25 protein-coding genes are annotated in these 26,289 nt (G+C 73.4%); 11 read left to right on the top strand and 14 right to left on the bottom strand.

Going from position 1 to position 26,289, the window contains the following annotated elements; genetic code table 11:
- Positions 1-212: 212 nt before the first annotated feature.
- Positions 213-953, bottom strand: a complete 741-nt coding sequence (locus GOBS_RS07740) for a GAF and ANTAR domain-containing protein (protein WP_012947731.1) — start codon at positions 951-953, stop codon at positions 213-215.
- Positions 954-1,243: 290 nt separating this feature from the next.
- Here GOBS_RS07740 and GOBS_RS26105 point away from each other — a divergent pair, with 290 nt between their 5' ends.
- Positions 1,244-1,474, top strand: coding sequence for an integrase core domain-containing protein (locus GOBS_RS26105; protein WP_081448831.1), 231 nt, complete (start codon positions 1,244-1,246; stop codon positions 1,472-1,474).
- A gap of 420 nt (positions 1,475-1,894) precedes the next feature.
- On the opposite strand, the gene GOBS_RS07730 is transcribed toward GOBS_RS26105, so the two are convergent.
- A complete protein-coding gene (locus GOBS_RS07730) occupies positions 1,895-2,800 on the bottom strand; it encodes a helix-turn-helix transcriptional regulator (protein WP_041241394.1) in 906 nt (301 codons plus the stop codon).
- Between the two features lie 181 nt (positions 2,801-2,981).
- Here GOBS_RS07730 and GOBS_RS07725 point away from each other — a divergent pair, with 181 nt between their 5' ends.
- Both GOBS_RS07725 and GOBS_RS07720 read left to right on the top strand, forming a co-directional pair.
- Positions 2,982-3,836 carry an SDR family oxidoreductase gene (locus tag GOBS_RS07725; protein WP_012947729.1) on the top strand — a complete coding sequence of 285 codons (855 nt, stop codon included), beginning with the start codon at positions 2,982-2,984 and terminating at the stop codon, positions 3,834-3,836.
- A gap of 338 nt (positions 3,837-4,174) precedes the next feature.
- A complete protein-coding gene (locus GOBS_RS07720; RefSeq protein ID WP_012947728.1) occupies positions 4,175-4,903 on the top strand; it encodes a GAF and ANTAR domain-containing protein in 729 nt (242 codons plus the stop codon).
- Between the two features lie 338 nt (positions 4,904-5,241).
- Here the strand turns inward: GOBS_RS07720 and GOBS_RS07715 are convergent, their stop codons facing one another.
- The 4 genes from GOBS_RS07715 to GOBS_RS07705 form a co-directional block, all read right to left on the bottom strand.
- The gene (locus GOBS_RS07715; RefSeq protein WP_012947727.1) at positions 5,242-5,511 is read right to left on the bottom strand and encodes a hypothetical protein; all 270 of its coding nucleotides are present in this window, start codon (positions 5,509-5,511) and stop codon (positions 5,242-5,244) included.
- Positions 5,512-5,586: 75 nt separating this feature from the next.
- Complete coding sequence (locus tag GOBS_RS28645) at positions 5,587-5,715, bottom strand: ANTAR domain-containing protein (protein WP_243697727.1); 129 nt, start codon at positions 5,713-5,715, stop codon at positions 5,587-5,589.
- 2 nt (positions 5,716-5,717) lie between these two features.
- A complete protein-coding gene (locus GOBS_RS28640; protein WP_049788174.1) occupies positions 5,718-6,038 on the bottom strand; it encodes a GAF domain-containing protein in 321 nt (106 codons plus the stop codon).
- 1,403 nt (positions 6,039-7,441) lie between these two features.
- A complete protein-coding gene (locus GOBS_RS07705) occupies positions 7,442-7,735 on the bottom strand; it encodes a hypothetical protein (protein ID WP_166487329.1) in 294 nt (97 codons plus the stop codon).
- A gap of 545 nt (positions 7,736-8,280) precedes the next feature.
- Between GOBS_RS07705 and GOBS_RS07700 the strand changes: the two genes are divergently transcribed.
- Positions 8,281-9,426, top strand: a complete 1,146-nt coding sequence (locus GOBS_RS07700) for a glycosyltransferase family 4 protein (protein WP_012947726.1) — start codon at positions 8,281-8,283, stop codon at positions 9,424-9,426.
- Positions 9,427-9,710: 284 nt separating this feature from the next.
- On the opposite strand, the gene larC is transcribed toward GOBS_RS07700, so the two are convergent.
- Positions 9,711-10,937 (bottom strand): nickel pincer cofactor biosynthesis protein LarC, encoded by a 1,227-nt coding sequence (gene larC / locus GOBS_RS07695; RefSeq protein ID WP_012947725.1) that lies wholly within the window; start codon positions 10,935-10,937, stop codon positions 9,711-9,713.
- Positions 10,934-11,644 carry a nickel pincer cofactor biosynthesis protein LarB gene (gene larB, locus GOBS_RS07690; RefSeq protein WP_012947724.1) on the bottom strand — a complete coding sequence of 237 codons (711 nt, stop codon included), beginning with the start codon at positions 11,642-11,644 and terminating at the stop codon, positions 10,934-10,936. Before larB ends, larC begins: the two co-directional genes overlap by 4 nt.
- A gap of 150 nt (positions 11,645-11,794) precedes the next feature.
- On the opposite strand from larB, the gene larA reads away from it, so the two are divergent.
- Positions 11,795-13,090 (top strand): nickel-dependent lactate racemase, encoded by a 1,296-nt coding sequence (gene larA, locus GOBS_RS07685; RefSeq protein WP_012947723.1) that lies wholly within the window; start codon positions 11,795-11,797, stop codon positions 13,088-13,090.
- 10 nt (positions 13,091-13,100) lie between these two features.
- A complete protein-coding gene (gene larE / locus GOBS_RS07680) occupies positions 13,101-13,952 on the top strand; it encodes an ATP-dependent sacrificial sulfur transferase LarE (RefSeq protein WP_012947722.1) in 852 nt (283 codons plus the stop codon).
- 186 nt (positions 13,953-14,138) lie between these two features.
- On the opposite strand, the gene GOBS_RS07675 is transcribed toward larE, so the two are convergent.
- Complete coding sequence (locus GOBS_RS07675; RefSeq protein WP_012947721.1) at positions 14,139-15,098, bottom strand: EamA family transporter; 960 nt, start codon at positions 15,096-15,098, stop codon at positions 14,139-14,141.
- A gap of 69 nt (positions 15,099-15,167) precedes the next feature.
- Between GOBS_RS07675 and GOBS_RS07670 the strand changes: the two genes are divergently transcribed.
- On the top strand, positions 15,168-16,028 hold the full coding sequence (locus GOBS_RS07670; protein ID WP_012947720.1) for a LysR family transcriptional regulator: 861 nt from the start codon (positions 15,168-15,170) through the stop codon (positions 16,026-16,028).
- A gap of 68 nt (positions 16,029-16,096) precedes the next feature.
- On the opposite strand, the gene GOBS_RS07665 is transcribed toward GOBS_RS07670, so the two are convergent.
- Together GOBS_RS07665 and GOBS_RS07660 are read right to left on the bottom strand one after the other, a co-directional pair.
- The gene (locus GOBS_RS07665; RefSeq protein ID WP_012947719.1) at positions 16,097-17,071 is read right to left on the bottom strand and encodes a sigma-70 family RNA polymerase sigma factor; all 975 of its coding nucleotides are present in this window, start codon (positions 17,069-17,071) and stop codon (positions 16,097-16,099) included.
- Between the two features lie 76 nt (positions 17,072-17,147).
- On the bottom strand, positions 17,148-18,794 hold the full coding sequence (locus GOBS_RS07660) for a hypothetical protein (RefSeq protein ID WP_012947718.1): 1,647 nt from the start codon (positions 18,792-18,794) through the stop codon (positions 17,148-17,150).
- A 181-nt stretch (positions 18,795-18,975) separates the two neighbouring features.
- Between GOBS_RS07660 and GOBS_RS07655 the strand changes: the two genes are divergently transcribed.
- Positions 18,976-19,275 carry a hypothetical protein gene (locus GOBS_RS07655; protein ID WP_012947717.1) on the top strand — a complete coding sequence of 100 codons (300 nt, stop codon included), beginning with the start codon at positions 18,976-18,978 and terminating at the stop codon, positions 19,273-19,275.
- A gap of 215 nt (positions 19,276-19,490) precedes the next feature.
- Positions 19,491-20,732 carry a GNAT family N-acetyltransferase gene (locus GOBS_RS07645; RefSeq protein ID WP_012947716.1) on the top strand — a complete coding sequence of 414 codons (1,242 nt, stop codon included), beginning with the start codon at positions 19,491-19,493 and terminating at the stop codon, positions 20,730-20,732.
- A 50-nt stretch (positions 20,733-20,782) separates the two neighbouring features.
- Here the strand turns inward: GOBS_RS07645 and GOBS_RS07640 are convergent, their stop codons facing one another.
- The gene (locus GOBS_RS07640) at positions 20,783-21,274 is read right to left on the bottom strand and encodes a ribose-5-phosphate isomerase (RefSeq protein ID WP_012947715.1); all 492 of its coding nucleotides are present in this window, start codon (positions 21,272-21,274) and stop codon (positions 20,783-20,785) included.
- Between the two features lie 26 nt (positions 21,275-21,300).
- Here GOBS_RS07640 and GOBS_RS07635 point away from each other — a divergent pair, with 26 nt between their 5' ends.
- Positions 21,301-21,972: a DUF429 domain-containing protein gene (locus GOBS_RS07635; protein ID WP_012947714.1), complete on the top strand. Its 672-nt coding sequence runs from the start codon at positions 21,301-21,303 to the stop codon at positions 21,970-21,972.
- Between the two features lie 166 nt (positions 21,973-22,138).
- Here GOBS_RS07635 and GOBS_RS28635 read toward each other — a convergent pair whose 3' ends face one another.
- On the bottom strand, positions 22,139-22,552 hold the full coding sequence (locus GOBS_RS28635) for an SDR family oxidoreductase (protein ID WP_243697665.1): 414 nt from the start codon (positions 22,550-22,552) through the stop codon (positions 22,139-22,141).
- Positions 22,553-22,899: 347 nt separating this feature from the next.
- Entirely contained in the window at positions 22,900-23,562 is a 663-nt protein-coding gene (locus tag GOBS_RS07620; RefSeq protein WP_012947713.1) for a mycothiol-dependent nitroreductase Rv2466c family protein, read from the bottom strand.
- A gap of 164 nt (positions 23,563-23,726) precedes the next feature.
- On the opposite strand from GOBS_RS07620, the gene pepN reads away from it, so the two are divergent.
- Positions 23,727-26,282, top strand: a complete 2,556-nt coding sequence (gene pepN, locus GOBS_RS07615) for an aminopeptidase N (protein ID WP_041241391.1) — start codon at positions 23,727-23,729, stop codon at positions 26,280-26,282.
- Positions 26,283-26,289 lie beyond the last annotated feature (7 nt).

The following is a 26,289-nucleotide window of genomic DNA, read 5'->3' as shown; positions in this document are numbered from 1 at the left end:
TCACGGTCAGGTCGATGAGTTGCCCGCCGAACTGTTGACGTCCGCGGACCTCTCTACGACAGCCCCCGATAGTTCGGCGTCTACCTGCGTTCGAGCCTGCGTAGCTGCGGGGCACCTCTCAGGGCCGGGGGAGGTGTTGGGTCGTTCGCGAGTAGCCGCTGCGTACAGGCCACCCGCGAAGCACACCGCTCGTCGCGGTCGGCCCAGAGGGCTCAATCCCGGCGGCGGTCGCCTCCGGGCACCGCTCCGGTGTCCGTGAGCTCGCGGGCGACGCCGACCAACTTCCGGTTCAACTCTTGGGAGACGCGGCTGAGGACACCGAAGGCCTGGTCCGCGGTGAGCTTGTGCCGCTCCATGAGGATGCCCTTGGCCTGCCCGATGACGTCCCGGTTGCTCATGCCGGCGCGCAGGTTCTCTTCGTGTTCGGCGCCGGCCAGCGCAACGGCGGCGTGAGCGGCGAGCATCTGTCCGATGTCCTCGCACTCGTCATCGAAGGCGCCCGGCATGCGGGCATACAGGTTCATCGCGCCCAGCTGGTCGCCGTCGACGAACAGCTGGAAGCACATCATGCTGCCCACACCCAGGGCTGAGGCTTCCTGCGCGAACTCCGGCCACCGCTCGTCTCCGGCCACGTCGTCGACCCGGACGACCTCCTGCTCCCAGACCGCGTCGAGGCACGGCCCCTGCTTGAGTCGTTCCTGCAGGGAGTCGACGTCTCTCGGTAGGTCGCTGGTCCAGGCCCGGGACTCGATCTTCGAGCGGCCGATGACGTAGCTGATGCCGCACGCTTCCGCGTTCGGCACGGTTCTGGTCGCCGAGCTGGTGATGGCCTGCAGCGTGGCCTCCACGTCGCCGTGCTCCTCCTGCAGCTGCCGAGCTACGCGGCTCATCACATCGCCCAGCGGCTCCGCCGTGGCTGGGCCGTTGGCCGTGTTGTCCGGTGCCGCAGTCATGCGGGGAAGCTACTCGCAGCCAGTCCGCCAGCGGCCCTCGTTGAGTGGCACGTCTAAGCGTCGTGTGTCGCCGTGGCGGGGCGGCGGCAGCCCCGGCGCTACTGCGCCGGACGGGCCCCGCCCGTCGATCGCCGACCACATGCGCTCCGAGTTGGTCGCCGACGCCTTGGAGATGGCCCGCTGGCGCCGCCGCCCTGCCGCCGGTACCCGTCGTCCACAGCGACCGCGGATCGCAATACACGTCGTGGATCTTCGGCCACCGGCTGCGTGCCGCCGGGCTGCCGGGCTCGATGGGCCGGGTCGCCTGCAGCGTCGACAACGGCCTGATGGAGTCCTTCTGGTCGACCATGCAGCGGGAACTGCTCGACCGGCAGCGATGGGCCACGCGGGCCGATCTCGGGTCGGCGATCTTCGAGTGGATCGAGGCCTTCTACAACTCGCGCCGACGGCACTCCGCGCTCGGCTACCGCAGTCCCGTGCAGTTCGAGGAGCTTCACCCCGACGCGCGCACCGCGGCATGACCACCCAACCCGACGTGTCCGGAAAACCGGGTCAGGCTCCACGTCGCCATCGGCGCCGTCCGACTGCACCCACAGGACAAGCCCCGCCCGCCGAGCGCCGGTCCCAACCGCATCCCGCCCAACGTCCCCGACGCACCCGCCGTCGTCGTCCAGGCTGATTGATCTCGCAGAGTCCACCCCGGCTTGTCCCGTGAAGGAGCTGTCTGGGGCCCCTGTCGCCCTGTGTCTCCCGCGTGGGTCATGAATGGCTCGTGCCGGAGCAGCGGTCAGCGCCGGTGAGGACGTCACCTGCGAACGACCCCGAACCGGGAACAATGGTGGTCAACCCGGCGCGGCCTGACCTGTCACTGCACGCGCGTCGTTCCATCGGTACGACGGATCCTGTCCACTGAGCGGGAAGGGCTCCGCCGCGAAAGCGGGTCAGGTCGTGTGGTCCTCGTTGGCTCGATCCTGGGCGGCCCGCTGTGTGGGCGAGGTGGCCCAGCTGGCGAGGAAGGCCAGTGCCTGCTGCGAGGGTGAGCCTGGCTCCGCGGTGAAGGTGATGAGCGTCTGGCCCCGGTCGGCGGTGAGCGCCATCCCCTCGTAGGCGAGGGTGAGGTCTCCGACGACCGGGTGGTGGAAGCGCTTGGTGCCGGTGGTGTGCCAGCGCACGTTGTGCGTGGCCCACAGGGTGCTGAAGTGCTGGCTGCGGGTGGTCAGCTCCCCGATGAGCTCGGTGAGCTCCCGGTCGTCGGGGCTGCGGCCGACTTCGGCCCGCAGCTGGGACACGATGTCGGCGGCGACCCGGTTCCAGTCGGGGTAGAAGTCGGTGGCCCGCGCGTCGAGGAAGGCGTAGCGGGCGTGGTTGGGCGTGCGGCCGGCGCTGCCGGGTTCGGCGTCGTCGAACAGGTCGGCGTAGAGCGCGCGGGCGAGCGGGTTGGCGGCCGGGACGTCCAGCCGAGCGTTCTGCACGAACGCCGGGACGACGGTCATCGCATCGAGCAGCTGCTGCACTCCCGGGCGGACGCCGGGTCGGGCCGGACGACGACGGCTGCGGGCCGCCGCTGTCATGCCTCGGGTGAGGTCGTAGAGGTGGGCGCGCTCGGCGTCGTCGAGCTGCAGGACACGGGCCAGCGCCTCCAGCACGCTGTCGGAGACACCGTTCGCGTTGCCGCGCTCCAGGCGGGTGTAGTACTCAACGCTGACGCCGGCAAGGAGCGCCACCTCCTCGCGGCGCAGCCCGGGCACGCGCCGGTGCCCGCCGTAGGTCGGCAGGCCCGCCTGCTGCGGAGTGATCCGGGCCCGTCGGGTGGCCAGGAAATCGCGCAGGTCCTTCCGGGTGTCCACGGCAACCACGGTAGGTCCGCCGCGACCCGCGCGGGGGGCCCTGCCAGTACCCCCTCACAGCAGGCTCTGCCACGCCGCCGCCGAGCGGCGTTTCCTCGGTCGCAGCGAGTTCGACCAGCCGCCCGCCGCCGCGGGCCCTACCTCGCCACCCATTCGTTCGAGACCGAAGGACTGCACTCAGATGACTGACAAGAAGATCTGGCTCGTCACCGGCGCGGGCCGCGGCATGGGCACCGACATCGCGCGCGCCGCCCTGGACGCGGGGCACGCGGTCGTGGCCACCGGCCGCAACCCCGACCGGGTCGCCGCGGCACTCGGCGCGCACGAGGACCTGCTGGCCGTCGCCCTGGATGTCACCGACCCCACCAGTGTCCAGTCCGCGGTCGACGCCGCCGTGCACCGGTTCGGTCGGGTCGACGTGCTGGTGAACAACGCGGGCAACTTCTACGCCGGCTTCTTCGAGGAGATCACCCCGGAGGACTTCCGCGCCCAGATCGACACCAACCTGTTCGGCCCGCTCAACGTCACCCGCGCCGTGCTGCCGGTCATGCGCGCCCAGCGCTCCGGAGTCGTGGTGACCATGAGTTCCTCCGCAGGTCTGATCGGGCAGGAGTTCACCTCCGCCTACGCCGCGTCGAAGTTCGCCCTCGAAGGGTGGATGGAGTCGCTCTCGCCGGAGGTGGCTCCGTTCGGCATCCGCACGATGGTCGTCGAGCCCGGGTTCTTCCGCACCGACCTGCTCACCCCTGAGTCGACGAGCTACGCCGAGCCCTCGATCGAGGACTACGCCCAGCGCACCAGGCAGACCGTCACGGCGTGGAAGAGCATGAACGGCCAGCAGGGCGGGGACCCGGCCAAGCTCGCGGAGGCGCTGGTGCAGCTCGCCGGCTCACAGGAGCCCCCGGTGCGCTGGGTCGCCGGCGCCGACGCCGTCGCCGGCGTCGAGCAGAAGGCGACGGATCTGCTCGCCCAGGTAGATGCCCACCGGGAGCTGTCCAGCTCGCTGGCCCGCGACGACGCCACAGCGAACGCCTGACGTCAGGCGAATGAGGCCGAGGTGCGGCGCCCCTCCGAGCGCCGCACCCCAGCGGGCGGCCGGGTCCGGCGCTCGGCCACGGTGCGCGCATCGTCTGCCGTCCGGGTGGGGCGTCCCACAGGCCGCCCTCACCGCGAGCCCGGCCGGTATCCCATAGCGGCCCATTAGGGACATCGCCAGGGCCCGGAAGGCGCCGAGACGAGTAGCGTCAGGGTGAGACGTCGGGATGCCCGGCGTCGGAGGCGCGTCACACAGTCGGCGTACCGCGCACGGACCCCAGATCGAGGTCCGCGGCCGAGGTCACCCACCTTCGGTACCAGCAGTCCGGAGGCCGAGCCGTGGGCAGTGCCGAGAACCCGCAACCGGCGAATGCCACCGAGGCGCTGGAGCGCCTGGGCCGGTTGTCCCTGCGCGGGCTGTCGATGGAAGGCCTGCTCCAGATCGTGGCCGACCTGACCAAGACGGTGATGCCGGGCAGCCCCGAGGCGTCGGTGACGCTGGTGGTCAAGGACCACCCGACCACGGTGGCCAGCACCGGCCAACTGGCCACCGACCTGGACGAGTCCCAGTACGAACGCGGCCACGGCCCCTGCCTGCACGCCGCCCACACCGGTGAGCTGATCGAGATCGCCGACGCCCGCACCGATTCCCGGTGGCCGGACTACCTGCCCCGGGCGGCCGAGCACGGTGCCCTGAGCTCCCTGTCCGTTCCGCTGGCCATCGACGAGGACGAGCGGGTCTGCGGCGCCCTGAACATCTACGCCCGCGAGCCGCACGCCTTCGACGAGGACAGCCGGAGCGCGGCCACCCGGTTCGCCCCCTACGCCGCGGTCGCCGCCGGCAACCTGCACGCCTACCAGAGCGCCCGGGACAGGGCCGACAACCTGCAGACCGCGCTGGAGACCCGAGGGGTCATCGACCAGGCCAAGGGGATCCTGATGGACCGCCACAAGCTCACCGCGGACCAGGCGTTCCAGGTCCTGGCCCAGATGTCGATGAAGACCAACCGCAAGCTGCACGCGGTCGCCGACGCCCTGGTCCACACCGGCGAACTACCCCTCCGATGAGCCGGGCCCGGCACCGGATGCTGGCCCGGCCCAGGTACCTGCCGAGTCGCCCCGGATCGGGGGACCGCGGGCACTGATGAGCAGCCGCAGCGGCCTCCACGGGCGCCGTCGCGGTCAGGCCCCGCCGTTCCAACACTGTGGACGGCGGGGCCGCCCCTCCCCTGTCCTGAGGCCGCCTCCTGTCCCGTAGCGGCCCCCCGGAGGTGGTCAGGTGGTGACTCGCTGTCGTACTGGGGTCGTAGGATGGGGCGTACCGTCCCCACCAGCCGGTGTGGTTCAACCAACAGCTGTATCGGCGAGGGGTCATCGACCGACTGCAGGCGGTTGGTGCAACCGCACTACCCGTCGGCGCGCTGACGTTCCTGCCGGTCCCAGCGGGACTCGTTGAACCGCCGGCGGTTCTCCTCGGTGGGCCAGCCATGCGCCCGCCCGTACTTCTGCACCGTGTTGGGCGAGAGTCCCAGCTCGGCGACAGCGCGCACGCTCGCGCCGTTGACAAGGGCCCGGGCGACGGCCTTCTCCAGCTCGTCCTGGGCATCGCGGACGCCGAGGAGTGCGGCGCGGATCCGGTCGGCGTCTGCTGGCTCGATCTCCCTGGCATCGGGCACGACTGCGACCGTAACCCGAGGGCACGGCGTCGAGCACGCGCCCCGGCTTGAACCGGAACGGCATGTCGACTGCTCCTACGCCCGGTGGGGCTGCACCCCCTCGACGAGGCCCACCGCGATGTCCCGGAGCTTGCGGTTGTATCGCATCCACGCCTCCCGCAGGAACTCGAAGGCCTGTTCGGCGGTTACGCGCCGCTGCGACATGATCACGCCCTTGGCCTGCTCGATGACCGCCCGCGACTCCATGGCGAGGCGCAGATTGGCCGCTTCTCCGCGAGTCGGCCATGTGCCTGGGCGTTGACCATCGCGACCGCGACGGTCTCGGCGACGATCAGCGTCGCGTCCACAGCCTCGGGGGTGGCGAAGGCCGCCGGCTTGCTCGAGTACGCGTACAGGGCACCGATGACCGTCCCCTGGCAGGGCACCGGGACCGACAGCGAGCTGGGCACGCCGTGCTGGAGGACCTGGGCGGTGTAGTCCCGCCACCGCTGCTCGGTCGCCATGTCGTCGATGCGCGGGACCACCACCCCTCAGCCGGCGTCCAGGCAGGAGCCGTAACCGCGCTCGTACTGGAGTTCCTCGGCATGCAGAGCCATCTCGGCGGAGCAAGCGGCGGTGGAGGCCTGGTCACCGTGCACCAGGGTCACTGAGACGGCCTCGGCGCCGGGGATCCCGCTCGGAGACTTGGACGATCTCGGTCAGCACGTCTCCCACCGGCCGATCAGCCAGCGAGATCCGGGCCAGGCCATGGACGAGATTCGGGCCAGGCCATGGAGCAGATGATCCATGGCCTGCATCCGGTCAGCAGGCACGACCCTGCTGAGGGCGCCAGCGCCCAGGCGCTCGCCCCAAGCGGCCCACCATCAGACAGCAGGCCAGTGCGGGCCTGGGGCCTGTCCAGGCCAGCCTTGGCCATCTTGTTGTTCGACTGTGTGGGGTCTGTTCGGGCCGCCCCACGCCCGGTCGGCCTCAAGCCGGGCTGGTCCCTGTGAACGCGCGCCGCACGCCGCGACCCGCGCGTCCGGGCGCACCACCCTGCCCCGCATCCAGGTCGCCCTCCGGCCCATTATCGCTCCCACGGAGGAGCTCGCCTGACAGAAGGCCCACCGCACGGCCGAGCGAATCCACGCCCGCACGTCCCGGCGGCCTGCAGCCGATCCCGCGCGACACCCGCCGACCGCGCCCGAGAACAGTGGCTCCCAGCGGCTGCTGGCGATCGCCGAACGCGGCGAGCGCTGACGCGCTGCGCTCCCTGGGCCTGACCCGGGCCGGCGCCGTCATCGCCAGCTTCGCCACCCGGTCCGCCGCCGGCCTGCCTACGAGAAGTCGGCAGCGCCGCCCCATGAGCCGCTGCCGGACGGCGCCCGCTCGACGGAGCGATCGACAGCCGTCCGGGGGACATGGCGGACCACGGTCTCTCCACCAAACCGGCATGCGGGTCGTTGGCACCGCCGATGACGAAGACACGTGACGTGCGCAGGGTGTCCTGGGTCACGGACCACGTGCTTGATCCCGCCCTTCCATCCGGGCACGACGGCCGCGGCCTTGGGCATCAGCGCGCCGATGTACGCAAAGTGCACCCCCGGCCGTCGCGGACCCCGTCGGCGGCAGAGGCATGCCGAAGGCACGGTGAGGGGCAAGAAAGGCTGTGACCAGCCGAAGGAGACGCTGGGGAACCTAGCCTTCCAAGCTGGCCATGCCGGTTCGATCCCGGTCACCCGCTCCACGGGTTTCTGCAGGTCCAGCAGTCTGTCAGGCTTTTGGAGGAGGTCTGGAGGACTCCTCGCACTGCGGGCTGCCGACGTCGTCGGCTACGAGATCACGCACTCCCCGCTCGTCTCATCGAGGAGTACGCGGGCGTGCCGGCGCCCCCGGTGCAGCTCGCCTGCCTCGTGTACCCCATGAGGACCCGAAGAGGGCGTAGGCACCGCTAGGACGAACCCCCAGACGTATTGCTCCTGTCGTCTCCAGTCGACCGCTCGCGCACTTCCTTGAGCGAGTTGAGCGCAGAAACCACCGCTGCAGCTGCCATGGAGATGACGACCAAGAAGGCGCCGATGAGCACCCACCGTTCCACGTCCAACTGGAAGCCAGACGCCGACATGCTGACGGCCGTAATGACAAGGATGAGTGCGACGACAGCACCGACGACCAGGGGCCAGAGAATAGTCGACTTCATGGTGCATCTTACCTCATCGTCGGCAACATCCACGAGAATGGCCATCCGCAACAGCGGCCAGCCGATGTGTAGCAGCGCGACCTGGCTTCGCCCCTTGCGAGGCAGTGCCAGCGTAACGACCAAGGCGAACTATCGACTGTCTGACGGCTCCACCTGGGTCATCATCCTCCGAAACGGCTACAGGACCTGACGCGAGCAGGTGCACGAGTTCGATCACCAGGGCCGGCCTCAGACCCGGAGCTCGTCGAGCTGTACTGGTGAGCGCTTCGTCCAGCATGGTCTCAGGGGGTGCGACTACGAGCACTTCAAACGAAGCAGGATTGTAAGACCAAGGACCGAAAACCGCGGCAGCCGAGCGACTTCGCATGGATTCCGGTGCGAAGTCCATGGATCGTATGAGCAGTCATTCGATGAATCACCAGCGGTTGCAGCAGCACGCTCTTCCTCGACCCGGCCGATGAGGCGGTGCAGGCCGGCCGGCGGTCCGGGCGGTGACGGTGATCGCCCCTGATGCGTGGGTCGCGGCCGCGTCGAGCCGATACCGTCGGTGAACACCCCAGCCGCGGGTCCCGTCCTCCCCGGAGCGACCAATGACCGCCTCCCGGCTCGACACCTCCGTCCCCCCGCGCGGCTCGGCCCCCGTCCCGCCGCGGCCCGTGCTGCTGGTCGTCGACTCCCTCGACGGCGGCGGCGCCGAGCGCTACGTCGTGGACCTCGCGGTCGCGCTGTGGCGGCGGGGCTGGCCGGTGCACGTGGCCTGCCCGGTCGGCGGGGTCCGGGCCGGGGTGCTGGCCGACGCCGGGGTCCCGGTGACCGTCCTGCTGGACGAGCTGGTCGAGCGCCGGGTCAGCGGCCTCTACGACCGGGCGCTGACCCGGCTGGTCGGCGAGCTGCGGCCGGCCGTGGTGCACGCCCACCTGTTCGCCAGCGCGGCCGCGGCCGCGCACGCCGTCCGGGACGTGCGAGTCCCGCTCGTGGTCACCGAGCACACCGAGGGGCCGTGGCGCGACCCCCGCGCCCGCGCCGTCAGCGGCCTGGTCTACCGCCACGCCGACCGCGTGGTCGCCGTCTCCACCGCGATCCGCGACCTGCTCGTCACCGAGTACGGGGTCGCGCCCGACCGGGTGGAGGTGCTGCTGCCGACGACGGCCGCGGCTCCCACCGCGGGCGGTCCTCCTCCGTCGCCCGGGCGGCCGGTGGTGGGGGTCGTCGGCCGGCTGGTCCCGGAGAAGGGCGTCGACGTCTTCCTGCGAGCCGCCGCGCTGGTGTCGGCCGTCGTCCCGCAGGCGACGTTCCTCGTGGTCGGCGACGGGCCGCTGCGGCCGGACCTCGAGCACCGCGCCGCGGTGCTGGGTCTGGCCGGCGCGGTCACCTTCACCGGGTACCGCTCCGACGCGACGCGCCTGCTCGCCGGCCTCGACGTGCTGACCGTGCCCTCGCGCTCCGACGGCTCGCCGCTGGTGGTGTGCGAGGCGATGGCCGCCGGGGTGCCGGTCGTCGCCAGCCGGGTGGGTGGGCTGCCGGACCTGGTCGAGGACGGCGGCAGCGGGCTGCTGGTGCGGCCGGGCGAGGCCGAGGACCTGGCGCGGGCCCTGGTGTCGCTGCTGCTCGACCCCGAGGCCGCCCGGCGGCTGGGCGCCCGGGGGCGCTGCCTGGTCGCGACCCGCTCGCACGAGCGGCTCGTCGACCGGATGACGCAGCTCTACGCGGACGTCGCCCGCGTGCCGGCCGGCTGAGCGCCGTCAGCGCATCGTCGTCGTCCTGTACGGCGCGCCCGTCCGGTCGTGGGTGGTCCACTCCCCCACCTGGCGCCCCTCCTCGAAGGTGCCCGACCGCAGCCGGGTGCCGTCGAGCCGGAACCACTCCCAGTAGCCGTGCAGGCGGCCGTCGACGACGGGCCCCGGGCGCGCAGCGAGCCGTCGCGGTGGCGCGCCTCGTGGACTCCCTCGGTGGACTGCGGCTCCGGCGCGGCGTACCTCCTGGGTGGTCGGACGAGGTAGCTGACGCGCGACGTCGCGCGTCACTCCCGAGCGAGCGAGCGCCGGGCGTCAGCTGCCAGCGCCTCGGCGAGCCCGACGGCCTGCGCCAGCACCTGCTTGACCGGTCGGTCGAGCGCGGCGGCGACCCGGGCGACGTCCTCCCACTCGGGCATGGCGTTGACCACCGAGCCGTCGGCCGCCCACCCGAGCTTGACCGCGACCGGGTGCCCGTCGACGTCGACGGTGCCAAACGTGCGCCGGACGGCGTGCCGGGCGACGATCGTCTCGCGGACGCCGAGCGTCGTGGTCTCGCGGAGGAGGACGTTCCGGACCCGGGTGACCTCGGCGGGACCGGCGAGCGCCGCGACGACGTGCGCCGGCCGGCCCTTCTTCATCAGCACGGGGGTCAGCCAGGCGTCGAGGGCGCCCGCGTCCAGCAGGGTGGCGAGGACCAGCGGCCAGGCGCGCGGATCCAGGTCGTCGACGTTGGCCTCGAGGACCACCGCCGTCGTCGTGTCCAGTCCTTGGGCCGTGTCGGACGGGGCCGGTGCCTCCTCGCCCACGACCAGGCGCACCACGTTGGGCCGGCCGGCGGGGTCCCGGGTGCCGGCGCCGGTGCCGGTGGCCGTCGGGCGCAGCGCCGGCATCGGACCGAACCGGTCCGCCAGAGCGGTGGCGAGCGCGACCCCGGTCGGCGTGGCCAGTTCCACCTCGTCGGGGCCTCCTCGCCCGGGCGCCCCCGCCGCCTCCAGCAGGGCCAGCACGGCCGGTCCGGGGACCGGGATCGTCCCGTGTGCCGTCCGCACCGTCCCACCCCCGAGTGCGATGGGGGACGCCACCAACCGGTCCAGGCGCAGGGCGGCCACCCCGGCACAGACCCCGACGACGTCGGCGACCGCGTCCAGTGCGCCCACCTCGTGGAAGTGCACGTCCTCCTCGGCCACGCCGTGCACCGCCGCCTCCGCCCGCGCGAGCACGCCGAACACCTCGACCGCCGACGAGCGCAGCGGCTCGGGGAGCCGGCCGAGCAGCCGGCGGACGTCGGACCAGCTGCGCGCTGGCTGGCCGTCCTCCGGGGTTTCCACCACCACCCGGACCGCCCGCAGTCCGCCGCGCTGCACGTCCTCGGCGCGCAGCGTGATGGGCAGCCGCAGGGGTTCCAGCGCCGCGGCGATCTCAGCAAGCGGCACGCCCGCGCCCACCACGGCGCCCAGCAGCATGTCGCCCGCCACGCCGTTGCTCAGGTCCAGCCACCCGACCCGGGTCACCGCGGCTCTCCGACGTCCGAGCCGCCGGCGTGGATGCTCCGTGCGATCCGCGCGGCGAACACCCCGGCGCCGAACCCGTTGTCGATGTTGCAGACGACCACGCCCGCGGCGCAGGAGTTGAGCATCCCCAGCAGCGCGGACAGACCGCCGAAGCTGGCCCCGTAGCCGACGCTGGTCGGCACGGCGACCACCGGCGTGCCGACCAGCCCGCCGATGACGCTGGGCAGCGCGCCCTCCATCCCCGCCACCACGATCACGATGTCGGCGTCCTGGAGCACCGGCCGGGCGTCGAGCACGCGGTGCAGCCCGGCGACCCCGACGTCGACCACCCGGACGACGTCGGCGCCGAAGACCCGTACCGTGGTCGCCGCCTCCGCCGCCACCGGCGCGTCCGACGTCCCGGCCGTGACGACCGCGACCAGGCCCCGGGCCGGCGGCAGGTCCCCGACGACCAGCGTCGCCGCCTCCACCCGGACCTCGGGCCACCGCAGCCGCACCGCCGCCACCGTCGCCGGGTCCGCGCGCGTGACGAGGGCCGGCCGGTGCGGAGCCGCCTCGCGGATCGTCCCGACGATGGCGACGACCTCCTCCGGCGTCTTCCCGGCGGCGTAGACCACCTCCGGGTCACCGGTGCGGGACAGCCGATCCGTGTCCACCCGCGCGAAGCCGAGGTCGACGTACCCCGGATCGCGTTCCTCGCCGTCCACAGCGGCATCCTGCACGGCAGCGGCCGGCTGCCCACAGCGGGGCTCCGCGGACGGTCTGCTGCTGGTACGGCCCGCGGCGGCGCTGGGACCGGCGGTCCCGGTTAGGGTCCGAGCACGCTCAACCGACCGGACGGCAGGACGGGTGATCAGATGAGGGTCCAACTGGCCTACGGCGAGCAGGGTCTGACCGTCGACCTGCCGGACGACCGGACGACGGTCGTCGAGCCCCGCTACGTGCCCGGCGCGGAGGACCCGGCCGCGGTCCTCCGGTCGGCCCTGCGTCAACCGGTGGCCGGGCCTCCGCTGCGCGAGATCGTGCGACCGGGCCAGAAGGTGGCCATCTCGGTCTGCGACGGCACCCGCGCCCAGCCGCGGGACCTCATGGTCCCGGCCGTGCTCGAGGAGCTCGACGGGATCGTCGGCCTGGACGACGTGGTCATCCTCGTGGCCACGGGCACGCACCGCGGCAACACCGAAGCCGAGCTGCGCAGCATGCTCGGCGACGACGTCGTCGACCGGGTCCACGTCCTCAACCACGACGCGCGCGACGAGGCGTCCCTGGTCTGGATGGGCACCCACGGCAACGGCGTGCCCGTCTGGCTCGACCGGCACTGGGTGGATGCCGACGTCCGGATCACCACGGGGTTCGTCGAGCCGCACTTCTTCGCCGGGTTCAGCGGGGGCCCCAAGCTCGCCGTCCCGGGGCTGGCCGGCCTGGAGACCGTGCTGACCCTGCACGACGCCGAGCGCATCGGCTCGCCCCAGGCCGTGTGGGGCATCTGCGAGGGCAACCCCGTGCACGACGACATCCGCGCGGTCGTCGCGGCGGTCGGGGGCGTGCACTTCGGCTTCGACGTCACCCTCAACCGGGACCAGCAGGTGGTGGGCGCGTTCGCCGGGGAGCTGTTCGCCATGCACGCTGCGGCCCGCGAGGCCGCGCGGGAGCTGGCGATGGCCCCGGTGCCGGAGCCCTTCGACGTGGTGGTCACCACGAACTCCGGCTTCCCCCTCGACCAGAACCTCTACCAGGCGGTGAAGGGCATCTCCGCGGCGGCCACGGTGGTCAAGGACGGCGGCGCGATCATCTGCGCGGCCGAGTGCCGGGACGGGTTCCCCAACCACGGCTCCTATCGCGAGGTGCTCGAGTCCGCGGAGTCCCCCCAGGCCCTGCTCGACCTGATCGAGAACCGGCCGAAGACCGTGCCCGACCAGTGGCAGGTGCAGGTCCAGGCCAAGATCCAGAGCCGGGCGCGGGTGATCATGCAGACCTCCTACCTCTCCGACCACGCCCTCGAGGCGGCCCACCTGGAGCAGACCCACGACATCGGGGCCACGGTCCGGGAGCTGCTCGACGCGGCGGGGCCGGACGCGCGGGTGTGCGTGCTGCCCGAGGGGCCGCAGACCATCCCGTACGTGAGCTCCGAGCTCCTCGCCGACATCAGCTGAGGCGCGACACGTGTCCCTGACGTCACTGCAGCCGGAGGACCGCCGCGCGGTCGACGGCCTCCTACAGGGGCTGACCGGCACGGCGCGGCTGGGGGTCGCGTTCTCCGGGGGCGTCGACTCCTCGGTGACGCTCGCCCTCGCCGTCGAGGCCCTCGGTCCCGACCGGGTGCTCGCCCTCCTCGGGGTCTCCCCCAGCCTCGCGTCCGACGAGCGGGCGGCCGCGCACCGGGTCGCCGCGCACGTCGGGGTGCCCGTGGTGGAGGTCCCGACCTTCGAGGGGGACCGGCCCGACTACCGGCGCAACGGCCCGGACCGCTGCTTCCACTGCAAGGACGAGCTGTTCGAGCGGATCTCCCAGGACGTCGTGTCCCGGTACGGCCTGACCGCGGTCGCCTACGGGGAGAACGCCGACGACGCCCGGAGACCGGACCGCCCCGGATCCCGCGCGGCCACCGCGCACGCCGTGCTGCGCCCGCTGGCCGACGCCGGCCTGGACAAGGCCGCGGTGCGCCGGATCGCCCGCGCGCTGGAGCTGCCCTGCGCGGACAAGCCCGCGGCGCCGTGCCTGGCCTCGCGGATCCCGCACTTCAGCGAGGTCTCCCCCGAGAAGCTCGCCCAGGTGGAGGCGGCCGAGGCCGGGCTGCGGCGGCTCGGGCTCGGCGACCTGCGGGTCCGCCACCACGGGGACGTCGCCCGCCTCGAGGTCGCGGTCGAGGACCTGCCGGCGCTCGTGTCGGACCCGCTGCGGGAGCAGGCGATCTCGGTGGTGCGGGCCGCCGGCTTCCGGTTCCTCGCCCTGGATCTGGCCGGCATCCAGTCCGGCGCGTTCACCCTGCCGCTGGTGGGCGTCCGGGAGGGCTGAGCCGGTGCGGTGGCCCCCTGCCGGGTTCCGCCTCGTCCTCGTCCGGATGGGCCTCGTCTGGAGGCTGAGAACTCCTCTCAGGACGACGGCGGGGAGCCAGCAGGAGCAGATCAGCGCACAGGCCCCGACGACGCGTGTCTGCAACGGGGGCCAGGAGCCGCTCGGGCCATCGCCGCCCGGCCACGGTCAGTCTGCGATGTCCCGGAGCGCCGCTGCTCGCACCTCCCCCCTCGACGAGGTGAGTGCCCCTGCGGAGACGACGACGTTGCTGGTGACGATCAGGCCGATCCCGATCCACTCGTTGAGGTCGAGGGCTTGGTGGAGCAGCAGCCAGCCGGCCAGGACCGCCCAGACGGGGTTGGTGCTGGTGAAGGTGCCGAACACCTGGGCGGGTACTCGGCGCAGGGCGAGCAGGTCGGCGACGTAGGGCGCGATGGAGGACATCAGCCCGCAGGCGACGGCGAGGGCGACGGCCGCGGCAGTGGGGGCGTGGAAGGCGAACCACGTCACGGCGATGGGGGTCCAGGCGGCGGCGGTGACGAGGCTGGCCACAGCGGTGCCGTGCAGGCCGGGAAGCCGCTGGCCGAGGGTGCGGTTGAGCAGGATGTAGGAGCCCCAGGCCAGCGCCGCGAGCAGGGCCAGGGCGATGCCGATGAGGTCCGTGCTGGGCCCCGGGTCGGTCAGCACCACCACGCCGATCCCGGCCAGAGCGGCGCAGGCGATGGTGAGCACCCGCCGTGAGCCGGCGATGGCGACGGTGAGCGGGCCGAGGAACTCCAAGGTGACGGCCAGGCCGAGCCCGATGCGGTCGATCGCGGCATACAGGCTGAGGTTCATCACGCTGAACACGACCACCAGACCGAGGACCGGCCACCACTGGTCCTGGCGCAGGCCACGGAGCCTCGGGCGCACGATCGGCGTCAGGACGAGGGCGGTGACGAACTGGCGGACCGCGACCACGCCGACCGGACCGATGGCCGGGAACGCCAACGCACCCAGGGCGGCGCCGGTCTGGTTCGACGCCGAGCTGGCGAGCATCAGCGCGATGCCGGCACCGCGCTGACGCGGGGTGGCCGTGGCAGCGGAGAACTGTCGGCGGCCGGCCGGCGCGGAGTGCGCGCGTTCAGCGATGTCGAGGGCGTTCATGCGCCGACGGTAGGGGTGTGGCGCCGCATGACCCTAGTGCATGTTCTGGCACTTCCATACGCTTTGGTCATGGAGTGGAGTCTCCGGGAGCTGCGGTTCTTCGTCACGGTCGCTGAAGCAGGGTCGTTCACCGACGCCGCCGCGCAGTTGTACGTCTCGCAGGCCGCGGTCTCCCGCACGATCGCGGGACTGGAGAAGACCCTCGGGGACCGGCTGTTGCGGCGGGTGCCGCGCGGGTGCGAGCTCACCAGCACCGGGCAACAGGTGCTGCCGCATGCCCGGAGGGTGCTGTCCGAGGCCGCGAGGTTCACCGAGTTCCTGACCTCACGCCACGACGTCCTGCGGCTGGGCTATGCGTGGGCGGCTCTCGGGCGGCACACCGCCCGCCTGCAACGGGACTGGGCGCAGCGCCACGATGCGCTCGAGCTGGAGCTGCTCCGGCACAACTCGCCCACCGCGGGCCTGGCCGAGGGCCTGTGCGATGTGGCGATCGTGCGCCGACCGGTCGATGAGAAGCGATTCGAGTCCCTCGTGGTGGGGTTGGAACGCCGGCTGGTCGCTTTCGCCTCCGATGACCCGCAGTGGTCGCGACGGCGCCAGCTGAGCATGGCCGAGATCGCCGACCGCACCGTGATCATCGATCCCCGGGTCGGGACCACCAGCAGCCAGCTGTGGCACGGCGCCGACCATCCGCCCCGGTTCATCGAGTCCACCGACGTCGACGGCTGGCTCGACGCCATCGCCGCCGGGCGTGGCGTGGGAACCACCGCCGAGGCCACCGCGCACCACCACCCGCGCCCCGGGGTGACCTACCGGCCCATCAAGGACGGCCCCCGCATCCCCGTCAGACTCGCCTGGTGGCGCGACCACCACCCCAACGGACTGGGCGATCTGGTCGATGCCGTCACCCGGCTGTACGCAGCCACCTGACAACTCGTCCCGGAGTGACGGGAGTCGGCGGAGCGAGGCTGCGAGCGCTGAGGGGACGGGGTCTTCTCTCAGGCCGGCTCGACGGGCAGGCCGAGCCGGCGGAACAGGTCGTTGTCGAGGTCGAGGAAGCTGGAGATGTGCGCGACGCGGCCGTCGCGCACCTCGAGCACGTGCAGCGCCCACGGCTCGTGCCCGCCGCCGGCGCGGGGGCGGTACTGCGCGAACGCCGGCGCCCCGTTGGCGATCGTCGGCAGCACCCGGGAGCCGCGGCACTTCGCGCCGGGGCCGAGCATCCAGGTGCCGATGTCGGCCCGGCCGCGCAGCCACATCTCCAGCGGCGGCATGTGCTGGGTGGCGTCCTCGTGCAGCAGCGACACCAGGCCCTCGACGTCGTAGCGCTCGAACGCGTCGACGTAGCGCTCGAGCAGGGCGCGGTGGACGTCGTCCAGCGGCTCGGTCTCGGCCTCGCCGCCGACCACGGCCATCGTGGCGCGGGCCCGCTGCAGCGCGCTGTTGACCGACGCGACGGTGGTGTCGAGCAGCTGGGCGACCTCGTCGGCCCGCCAGCGGAGCACCTCGCGCAGCAGCAGCACGGCCCGCTGGCGCGGCGGCAGGTGCTGCAGCGCGGAGACGAAGGCCAGCCGGATCGACTCCCGCTGCACGGCCTGCTCGGCGGGGTCGGCGTCCTGGGCGACGACCTGCCGGTCGAGCACCGGCTCGACCCACGCCGTCGCCGGGCGGCGGGCGGCCAGCGAGGCCTCGACCGGCTGCCACGGCGAGCCGGAGAGGTCCATGGGCAGCGCCCGCCGCTGCCTGCCGGAGAGCTGGTCGAGGCAGACGTTGGTGGCGATCCGGTACAACCACGACCGCAGCGCCGACCGGCCCTCGAAGTCACCCAGGCCCCGCCAGGCGCGGACCATCGTCTCCTGCACGGCGTCGTCGGCGTCGAAGGCCGACCCCAGCATCCGGTAGCAGTAGCCGGTCAGCTCCCGGCGGTGCTCGAGCAGCCGCGGGTCCAGTTCGTCGGTCAGCACGGTCGTCATGGGTCCTCCTCCGGCGTGGGCCGCGACAGCTCACCACAGGACACCGACGGAACGGCAGACCCGGTCACCCGCCCGGCTACTGGTAGCTGACCAGGTCCGGGCGCGGCTCGACGGCGACGGTCTCCTCCGGCGTGAGCATCGGGACGTCCTCGTCGTAGAAGTTCTTCCAGCCCCAGGCGACCTCGTCCGGCTCGGTCTGCCGCAGCGTCCGCCAAGTCGCCTGCTTGTCGCCCTGACCGCCCTGGCCGTCGGCGTGCACCATCAGCGCCAGCTCGTCGCGGGAGGTGTCCAGCCGGTCGCGGTCGGGGATCATGTCGACCCGGAACTGGTGCAGCAGCAGCAGCTTCTGCGGCAGGTCGCCCGCCCGCGTCAGGTCGGCCAGCCAGGTGACGACCTCGTTGACCTCGTCGATGGACACCGAGCCGATCTGGGTCAGGTGCACCTCGCCCGGCCCCAGCCGCCACTCCGGGTCCAGCGCCAGGCCGACGTGCGGGAGCTCCAGCAGCGAGCGGTACTGCTCGGCCTGGGTGCGGAAGTCGGTACGCCCGGGCTGCAGGTCGATCACGACGTACATCCCCGCCTCGCCGGCCGCCTCCACCCAGGGCCGCAGCTCCTCGACCGGCAGCTCGGTGGAGTAGTTGCCGTCCGGCCCGGCCACCGACGAGGCCACGGTGGCGATGACCTCGAAGGCGGGGACGACGGTGGCGTCCTGCACCAGCGGCTCGTAGTCGGCCGCGTGGGCCCGCGCCCGCTCGACCGACGCCGGCAGGTCCTGCTCGCCGAGGACGCCGAGCGCCCCGGTGCCCGGGCTGCCGTAGAGGGCGACGAGGAAGTGCTGCGGGAAGAGCAGCTGACCCCCGCCGGGCAGCTGCTCCCCGGCGGCCGCCGTCTTGAGCTTCCAGTCCAGGCCGTCCTCGGCGGCGAACCCGGCGCCCAGCGCGACCACCGTCCCGGGCTGCTGCTCGGCCATGAGCTCGACCAGCTCCGCCGAGCCGCGCGGATCGGTGCCGCCGCCGGTCAGCTGCACCCGCGCCCCGGCCGCCCGGGCGGTGGCGACACCGGCCAGCGCCTCAGGGGCGCCGGTGGTCACGACGACGGTGTCGTCGAGCGGCGCGGCGCGCTCGACCGCGGGCAGCTCGCCGTCCCCGGCCTCGCCGCTGGCCGGCGCGGCGTCGGCGGGCTGCAGGGCCGCCGGCTGCTCGGGGTCGAGCTCCGCGACCGCGGCTGCCGCCCCGTCGGCGTCCACCTGCCGCGCCTGCCCCAGCTCCAGCCCGGTGACCTCGGCGACGGCCTCCGGGGCGGCCGGCACCGCGACCACCTCGGGCCCGCCCTCGCCGCCGGCGCCGCCCTCGGCCGCTCCGACGGCGAGCACCGTCGTCGTCCCCAGGCGTTCCAGCTCCGTGGTGAGCGCGTCGGCCGGGCCGCCCCCGGCCGGCTCGAGCAGCAGCGGGACGCCGAGACCGGTGGCGGCCGAGGCGCCGAGCAGCGTGCCGGCGGCGTCGCCGTCGCGGGCCACGACGACGACGTCCGCGCCGTCGAACAGCGCCCGGCTGGCGGAGGCGGCCGCGGCGACGGGGTCGTCGTCGGCGACGAGGGTCAGTCGGGCGTCGGGCGCGGAGGTCGTCACCCCGGCGGCCTGCCCACCGTCCTCGCCGGAGGCCGCCCCGCAGCCGCTGACGAGCAGCGCTGCGGTCAGGGCGATCGGCACCGTCGGAGAGCGCACGGCTCCCTCCCCCCGCCGGGCGCACGGTCGCGCAGGAGCACGACGGCATCGGCCGCGCCCGGCTCCCGGCGACCCTAGCGATGCAACGATCCTGGACAGCGCGCCTCCCACCCCGGGAGCATCGGGACCGCGACGCAGGCCGCGCGCTGCCGGGCCGGCCGGACCCTGGAGGACACCCACCGTGCGACCGGACGCCGCCGACGACCCCGAGGTCCGCATCCTCGTCAACACCAACGTGTCCATGTCCCGGCACAAGGCCGCGGCGCAGGCCGTGCACGCCGCGCTGGCCGCCTTCGGCATCCCGCACGGACGGGTCGTCGTGCTCGGCGGACGGCCGGACGAGGTCGCGGCGATGGACGTCGTCGTCCGGGACGCCGGGCGCACCGAGGTGGCGCCCGGGACCCTGACCGCCGGGGCCGCGCTGGTCCGCCACCCCGGGGACGACGGCTCCGGGCGGCCGGGCGGGACGGATCCGGGGTGACCGTGCGACCGGACGACGTCGTGCAGGTGGCCGACGGGGTCTCCTCCCCTCGGGCCGGCGTCGTGCTGACCGGGAACGCGCTTGTCACCGGCCACCCGGCCTCGGCGCGCTGCGGCCCCCAGCTCCCCTCGCCGGGCTGGACGCCGACGTCGTCCTGCCGGGGCACGAGACCGGTGACCGGTCGCACGGGGTGCGGGCTCCGGTAGACAGCTCCGGTGACCGACTTCGCCGACCGGCTGCGCCCGGCCACGCCCGAGGAGTGGCCGGCGTTCAGCCGGGCCCTGTTCACCGCGTTCGCCGAGGAGCCGCCGGCCTCCTTCGTCGACGCCGTCCCCGCGCACGCCGAGCTGGACCGCTCGCTCGGGCTGTGGGACGGCGACCGGGTGGTCGCGACGGCCGGCGTCTACAGCCGGGAGCTCACCGTGCCCGGCGGCGTCGTCCCCTGTGCGGCCGTGACCTGGGTGAGCGTCGCGCCCAGCCACCGCCGCCGTGGCGTGCTGACCGCCCTGATGCGCCGGCAGCTCACCGAGCTGCACGAGCAGGGGCGCGAGCCGGTCGCGGCGCTGTGGGCCTCGGAGTCCTCGATCTACGGCCGCTTCGGCTACGCGCCGGCCACCTGGCGGGGCAACCTCTCCGGTGACGTCGCCCGGCTGGTGCTGCGCCCGGACGTCGACCTCGGCGAGGGGCGGGTCGAGCAGGTCGGCGTCGAGGAGTACCGAACGGCCGCCGTGGGCCTGCACGACCGGGTGCGCCGGTTCGTTCCCGGGAACCTGGACCGCGACGCCCGCTGGTGGGACCGCGGCCTGCGCGACGAACCCGCGGAGCGTTCCGGCGCCTCCGAGCGGCGGTTCCTGCGGCACGTCGAGCTCGACGGGACGGGGACCGGCTACGCGGCCTACCGGGTCCGCCCGGCGTGGACCGACGACGGTCAGCCCGACGGCACGGTCGTCGTCGAGGAGGTGCGCAGCCTGACCACGCGGGCCTACGCGGCGCTGTGGCGGTTCCTGCTGTCGCTGGACCTCGTCCGCACGATGCGGGCCCCGACCGCCTCGCCGGACGACCCGCTGCGGCACCTGCTGGCCGAGCCCAGGGCGCTGCGCTCGCAGCCGTACGACGCGCTGTGGGTGCGGCTGGTCGACGTCGGCCGTGCGCTGGCCGCCCGCCGCTACCCGGCGCCGGTCAACCTGGTCCTCGAGGTGCGCGACAGGTTCTGCCCGTGGAACGCCGGCCGCTGGTCGCTGGTCGGCCACCCGGCCGGCGCCTTCTGCGCGCGGACCGACGCCGACCCCGACCTGGTGCTGGACGTCGAGGCGCTGGCGGCGGCCCATCTCGGCGGGGTGTCGCTGGCGACCCTGCAGGCGGCCGGCCGGGTCACCGAGGTCAGCCCGGGCGCGGTCACCCAGGCCGGGACGGCGTTCCGCTGGCCGGTCACGCCCTGGTGCCCGGACGAGTTCTGACCCGCGCACCGGGCGGCTGACGGACGGGGGTCAGCGAGCCCGCAGCTCGGCTACCGGGGCTCGTCGCGGGTGGGCAGTCCGCCGGCCGGGCGGTGCCGGTCGCGCTCGTAGTCGCTGACCAGCCCGATCCGGCGGACGTGCCGCTCGTCGCCGCTGAACGGCGTCGCGAGGAAGTGCAGCACCAGCTCGGTGGCCTCCTCGACGCCGTGCTGCCGGGCGCCGATCGAGACGACGTTGGCGTCGTTGTGCTGACGGGCGAGCTCCGCTGTCTCCCGGTTCCACACGAGTGCGGCGCGCACGCCGGGCACCTTGTTGGCCGCGATCTGCTCGCCGTTGCCCGAGCCGCCGATGACCACGCCGAGGCTGCCGGGCTCGGTGACCGTCCGCTCGCCGACCTCGAAGCAGAACGGCGGGTAGTCGTCCTGGGCGTCGTACTCGAACGCCCCGCAGTCGACCGGCTCGTGGCCGGCGTCGGTCAGCGCCTGCTTGAGGTGGTCCTTGAACTCCAGGCCCGCGTGGTCGGTCCCGACGAAGACGCGCATGGCGGGGAGTCTGTCAGGCTGCCCGGGTGGCGGTGCTGGGTGTCGACGGCTGGCGCGGCCGGTGGGTCGGGGCCCTGCTCGCGGGGCGTTCGGTCCGCCTGCTGGACCTGGCCGACGTCGCGGCCGTCCTCGCCGTCCCGGCCGTCGAGGTGGTGGGCATCGACATGCCGATCGGGCTGTCGGACGACGGCGTGCGGGCCTGTGACGTGGAGGCGCGGCGGCGGCTGGGTCGGGCGGGTAGCTCGGTCTTCCCCACGCCGGTCCGGGCGGTGCTCGCCACCGACGACTACGCCGAGGCCCGGGCGCTGTCGCGGGCGGCGACCGATCCCCCGCGTGCGCCGTCCGCGCAGTCGTTCCAGCTGGTCAAGGCCATCCGCTCGCTGGACGACGCCCTCGGGGACCCTCCGGCCGACCACGTCGTGGAGGTGCACCCCGAGCTGGCCTTCCGGGCACTCGACCCCGAGCTCAGGGACGCCAAGGTCACCGCGCGCGGGATGGCGCGTCGGCTGGCCGCTCTCCGCACGGTCATGGACGTCGACGCCGCCCTGCTGGCGGCCCCGCCGCGGGTGCCGGCCGTGGACGCGCTGGACGCATGCGCCGCCGCCTGGTCGGCCCGGCGGGTCGCCGACGGGACCGCGGAGTGCGTCGGGGACGGCGCAACCGATGCCCGCGGGCGCCCGATGCGGATCTGCTGGTGAGGCTCACCGCGGGGTGTGCGTGCGACGGCAGGCGCCGCTCGACCCGACTGCGGGGTGGTCGTGACTTCCGGCGTGATCATCGGCGAGTGGTGGTGCGACACGCCGACGCGGGGGGCCCACCTGCCGATGATCACGGCCGAGGGGCGACGGAGCAGCGCGGTCTCTCCTAGGTGACCCGGCGCACCACGGACAGCGGCAGCAGCCCGGCAACCGGACGCCACGGCCAGCCGGGCACGTAGGCGCGCACCCGCTCCCGCTCGATCGCGGCGGTGAGGGCTCCGACGCCGGTGTCGAGGTCGACGGTGAACGGGCCGCGGCGGCCGACGTTGATGTCGGTCGCGATGTAGCCCGGCAGGATCGTCGAGACGACGATCGGCGAGCCGTGCACATTCGAGCGGATGCCCTCACGTCGACAGCTCGACCCGGCCGTGGCCGTCCGGGGTCCGCACGACGGCCATGTCCGCGCGGACTCCGTCCAGCCCGACGAGCTGGTCCACCCACCCTCGACCGTTGCCTCGCCCTCCTGTTCCAGGCCCAGGTCGACGAAGAACGCGACAGCAGCCGCGAGGTCCTCGACCACGGCGCCGACGTGATCCAGCCGGTGGACCGTTCTGCCTCGGAACGTAGGGGATCCGACCGGAGGCCAGGACATCGCTGACCGGTCAGGGGACGTCCTCGACCGGACAGCGAGGACGTCCCCCGACCGTCGACAGCGGTCCACGGTCGGCTGCCGGCACCACCGGCAGGCTCACTCGGCGCGGTGGGTCCTCCGGCGGGCCTCGATCCAGGCACCCCGGCCCGCTTCAGGCAGAGGGCCCCGTCCTCCCCACCCTTCGTGAGCTCAGGGTGGGACCCGGGACGGGGCCGCGGCGAGCCTCTGGCCGGGGCCGTGCACGAGCCTGCGAGTGAGGGCGACGGCGTCCTCCTTCAGCGGCGGGTGATCTCCAGCGCGTCGGCCGGCACGGAGTCCATGTCGGGGCCGGAGAGCCGGGTCCGCTTGAGCTCCCAGAAGTCGGGGAGGTTGGCCAGCAGGACGGCGCCGTCGAAGGCCTTCCCGGCGTCCTCACCGGTGGGCACCTTGCTGATGACCGGACCGAAGAAGGCCACGCCGTCGATGTGCATGACGGGGGTGCCGACGTCGTCCCCCACCGGGTCCATGCCCGCGTGGTGGCTCTTCTCCAGGGCCTCGTCGTACTCCGTGGAGGTGGCGGCCTCGGCCAGCGACGCCGGCAGGCCGACCCGCTCCAGCGCCGGGGCGATCAGCTCGTCGAGCTCCAGGCCCTCGTGGTGGCGCAGCGTGCCCATGGCCGTGTAGAGGTCGCCGAGGACCTCGTCGCCGTGCTGCTGCGCCGCGGCGATCGCCACCCGCACCGGGCCGATCGCCTTCTCCATCATCTCCTGGTACTCCTCCGGCAGGTCGCGCCCGCGGTTGAGCACCGTCAGGGACATGACGTGCCAGTGCAGGTCGATGTCGCGGACCTTCGCCGCCTCCAGGACCCAGCGGCTGGTCAGCCACGCCCACGGGCACAGCGGGTCGAACCAGAAGTCCACGCGGGCCTGCGTGGGGGCGCTCTGCACTGCCTCGGTCATGCGTTCTGCTCCTCGTGTCGTGACTGCCCGGCGACACCGCACCGGGGACGTCTCTGCCGGGTGCCAAGCCGGCCTGCACGGCGGTTGTTCCGGCCCTCCCCTGGTGGAGAGGGCGTCCGATCCGGACCGTCGGCGTGTCGGGGGGCCGTGGGAAGCTCCCCTGCGTGGCCGTACCCAACCTGACCCGCGATGACGCCGCCGCCCGCGCCCGACTGCTCGCGGTGGACAGCTACGACGTCTCCTTCGACCTGACCGACGGCGCCGGGCACGCCGGCGAGCACACCTTCGGGTCGACGACCACGGTGCAGTTCACCTGCCGCGAGCCCGGCGCGGACACCTTCATCGACCTGGTCGCCGAGACCGTCCGCTCCGCCACGCTGAACGGCAAGCCGCTCGACGTCTCGACGTACACCGAGGAGGGCGGCCTGCCGCTGCCCGACCTGGCCGCCGAGAACACCCTGGTGGTCGAGGCCGACTGCCGGTACTCCAACTCCGGCGAGGGGCTGCACCGCTTCGTCGACCCCGAGGACGGGCAGGTCTACCTCTACACGCACTTCGAGCCGGCCGAGGCCAAGCGGGTGTTCACCTGCTTCGACCAGCCCGACCTCAAGGCCACCTACACGGTGCACGTGACCGCACCGTTCGACTGGCAGGTCGTCTCCAACACCGGCGAGCGCACCATCGAGGCCGGTCCCGCGGGCTCGCAGCTGGTGCACTTCGCGCCGACGAAGCGGCTGTCGACCTACCTGCTCGCGCTGGTCGCCGGCCCCTACGCCCGGGTGACCGACTCCCACGAGGGCATCCCGCTGGGGCTGTACTGCCGCGCCTCGCTGGCCCAGCACCTCGACCCCGAGGAGCTGTTCCGGGTCACCAAGCAGGGCTTCGACTTCTACCACCGGGTCTTCGACTACCCCTACCCGTTCGACAAGTACGACCAGCTCTTCGTGCCGGAGTTCAACGCCGGGGCGATGGAGAACGCCGGCGCGGTGACCTTCCTGGAGGACTACGTCTTCCGCTCCAAGGCCACCCGGGCCCGCTACGAGCGGCGCGCGGAGACGGTGCTGCACGAGCTGGCGCACATGTGGTTCGGCGACCTGGTGACCATGCGCTGGTGGGACGACCTGTGGCTCAACGAGTCCTTCGCCACCTACATCTCCACGCTGTGCCAGGCCGAGGCCACCGAGTACACGACCGCGTGGACGACGTTCGCCAACACCGAGAAGGCCTGGGCCTACGCGCAGGACCAGCTGCCCTCGACCCACCCGATCGCCGCCGACATGGTCGACGTCGCCGCGGTCGAGGTGAACTTCGACGGCATCACCTACGCCAAGGGCGCCTCGGTGCTCAAGCAGCTGGTGGCCTACGTCGGCCGGGACGAGTTCATCGCCGGCATCCGCCACTACTTCCGCACGCACGCCTTCGGCAACACCACGCTGGCCGACCTGCTCGACCCGCTGTCGGAGGCCACCGGCCGCGACCTGTCGGAGTGGTCGCGCCAGTGGCTGCAGACCAGCCAGGTCAACACGCTGCGGCCGGTCCTCGAGGTCTCCGACGACGGCCGCTACCGCAGCCTCGCCATCGCGCAGAGCGCCGTTCCCGAGCACCCGGTGCTGCGCCGGCACCGGTTGGCGGTGGGGCTCTACGACAAGGGCCCCGAGGGGCTGACCCGGCGCACCCGGGTCGAGCTGGACGTCGAGGGCGAGCTGACCGAGGTCGCCGAGCTGGCCGGTTCCCCCGCGGCCGACCTGGTGCTGGTCAACGACGACGACCTGACCTACGCCAAGCTGCGCCTGGACGACCGGTCGCTGGCCACGCTGCAGGAGGCCATCGGCACCATCCCCGACCCGCTGCCGCGCGCGCTGTGCTGGTCGGCGGCGTGGGACATGACCCGGGACGCCGAGCTGCCGGCCCGCGACTGGGTGGCCCTGGTGCTGGCCGGGGTGGACGCCGAGACCGAGATCAGCGTCGTCCAGTCGCTGCTGGCCCGGGTGCAGTCGGCGCTGGCCAACTACGCCGACCCGCGCTGGGCCGGGACCGGCTGGCGGGCACTGGCCGACAAGGCGCTGGCGGCGCTGGAGTCCGCCGAGCCGGGCAGCGACACCCAGCTGCAGTGGTCGCGGACCTTTGCCGGCGCCGCCCGCACCCAGGAGCACGCCGCCGTCCTGCGCAGCCTGCTCGACGGCTCGCGCGTGGTCGAGGGGCTGCCGGTCGACGCCGACGCCCGCTGGGCCTTCCTGCACGGGCTGGTCGCCATCGGCGCGGCCGGCGACGAGGAGATCGCCGCCGAGGAGGCGCGCGACGCCACCGCCACCGGCGTGCGGCGGGCCGCGACCGCGCGGGCGCTGCGGCCCACGTCGGAGGCCAAGGAGGAGACCTGGACCCGGGCCTTCACCGACGACACCATCCCCAACGCGGTGCACGAGGCGATGCTGCAGGGCTTCTGGCACCCTGCCCAGCGGGCGCTCACGGCCGGCTACGTCGAGCGGTACTTCGCCGACATCCGCCCGCTGTGGGACCGCCGTCCCGGCGAGATCGCGAAGAACGCGGTGCAGTACCTGTTCCCGCCGGTGGTCGAGTTGCGCACGGTCCAGGTCGCCGACGCCTGGCTGGCCGGGGAGGACCACCCCGCGCCGCTGCGCCGCCTGGTCGCCGAGGGCCGGGACGGGATCGCGCGGTCGCTGCGGGCCCGGGAGCGGGACGCCGCCGAGAGCGACGGCTGAGGGCGGA

Source organism: Geodermatophilus obscurus DSM 43160, from assembly GCF_000025345.1.
Lineage (GTDB): Bacteria > Actinomycetota > Actinomycetes > Mycobacteriales > Geodermatophilaceae > Geodermatophilus > Geodermatophilus obscurus.
Note: the sequence above shows the minus strand (reverse complement) of the source record. Positions and strands in the feature narration are given on the sequence as shown.

Excerpts from the sequence above, each read along its gene's own strand:
- GOBS_RS07725 (WP_012947729.1), top strand. The coding sequence starts at position 2,982 with ATGACTGACAAGAAGATCTGGCTCGTCACCGGCGCGGGCCGCGGCATG.
- GOBS_RS07665 (WP_012947719.1), bottom strand. The coding sequence starts at position 17,071 with ATGACGACCGTGCTGACCGACGAACTGGACCCGCGGCTGCTCGAGCAC.
- GOBS_RS26105 (WP_081448831.1), top strand. The coding sequence starts at position 1,244 with ATGGGCCGGGTCGCCTGCAGCGTCGACAACGGCCTGATGGAGTCCTTC.
- GOBS_RS07705 (WP_166487329.1), bottom strand. The coding sequence starts at position 7,735 with ATGGCCATTCTCGTGGATGTTGCCGACGATGAGGTAAGATGCACCATG.
- GOBS_RS28645 (WP_243697727.1), bottom strand. The coding sequence starts at position 5,715 with ATGTCGCAGCGGCGCGTAACCGCCGAACAGGCCTTCGAGTTCCTGCGG.
- GOBS_RS07640 (WP_012947715.1), bottom strand. The coding sequence starts at position 21,274 with ATGCGCGTCTTCGTCGGGACCGACCACGCGGGCCTGGAGTTCAAGGAC.
- GOBS_RS07740 (WP_012947731.1), bottom strand. The coding sequence starts at position 953 with ATGACTGCGGCACCGGACAACACGGCCAACGGCCCAGCCACGGCGGAG.
- GOBS_RS07620 (WP_012947713.1), bottom strand. The coding sequence starts at position 23,562 with ATGACCGAGGCAGTGCAGAGCGCCCCCACGCAGGCCCGCGTGGACTTC.
- GOBS_RS07675 (WP_012947721.1), bottom strand. The coding sequence starts at position 15,098 with ATGAACGCCCTCGACATCGCTGAACGCGCGCACTCCGCGCCGGCCGGC.
- larA (WP_012947723.1), top strand. The coding sequence starts at position 11,795 with ATGAGGGTCCAACTGGCCTACGGCGAGCAGGGTCTGACCGTCGACCTG.
- GOBS_RS07700 (WP_012947726.1), top strand. The coding sequence starts at position 8,281 with ATGACCGCCTCCCGGCTCGACACCTCCGTCCCCCCGCGCGGCTCGGCC.
- GOBS_RS07670 (WP_012947720.1), top strand. The coding sequence starts at position 15,168 with ATGGAGTGGAGTCTCCGGGAGCTGCGGTTCTTCGTCACGGTCGCTGAA.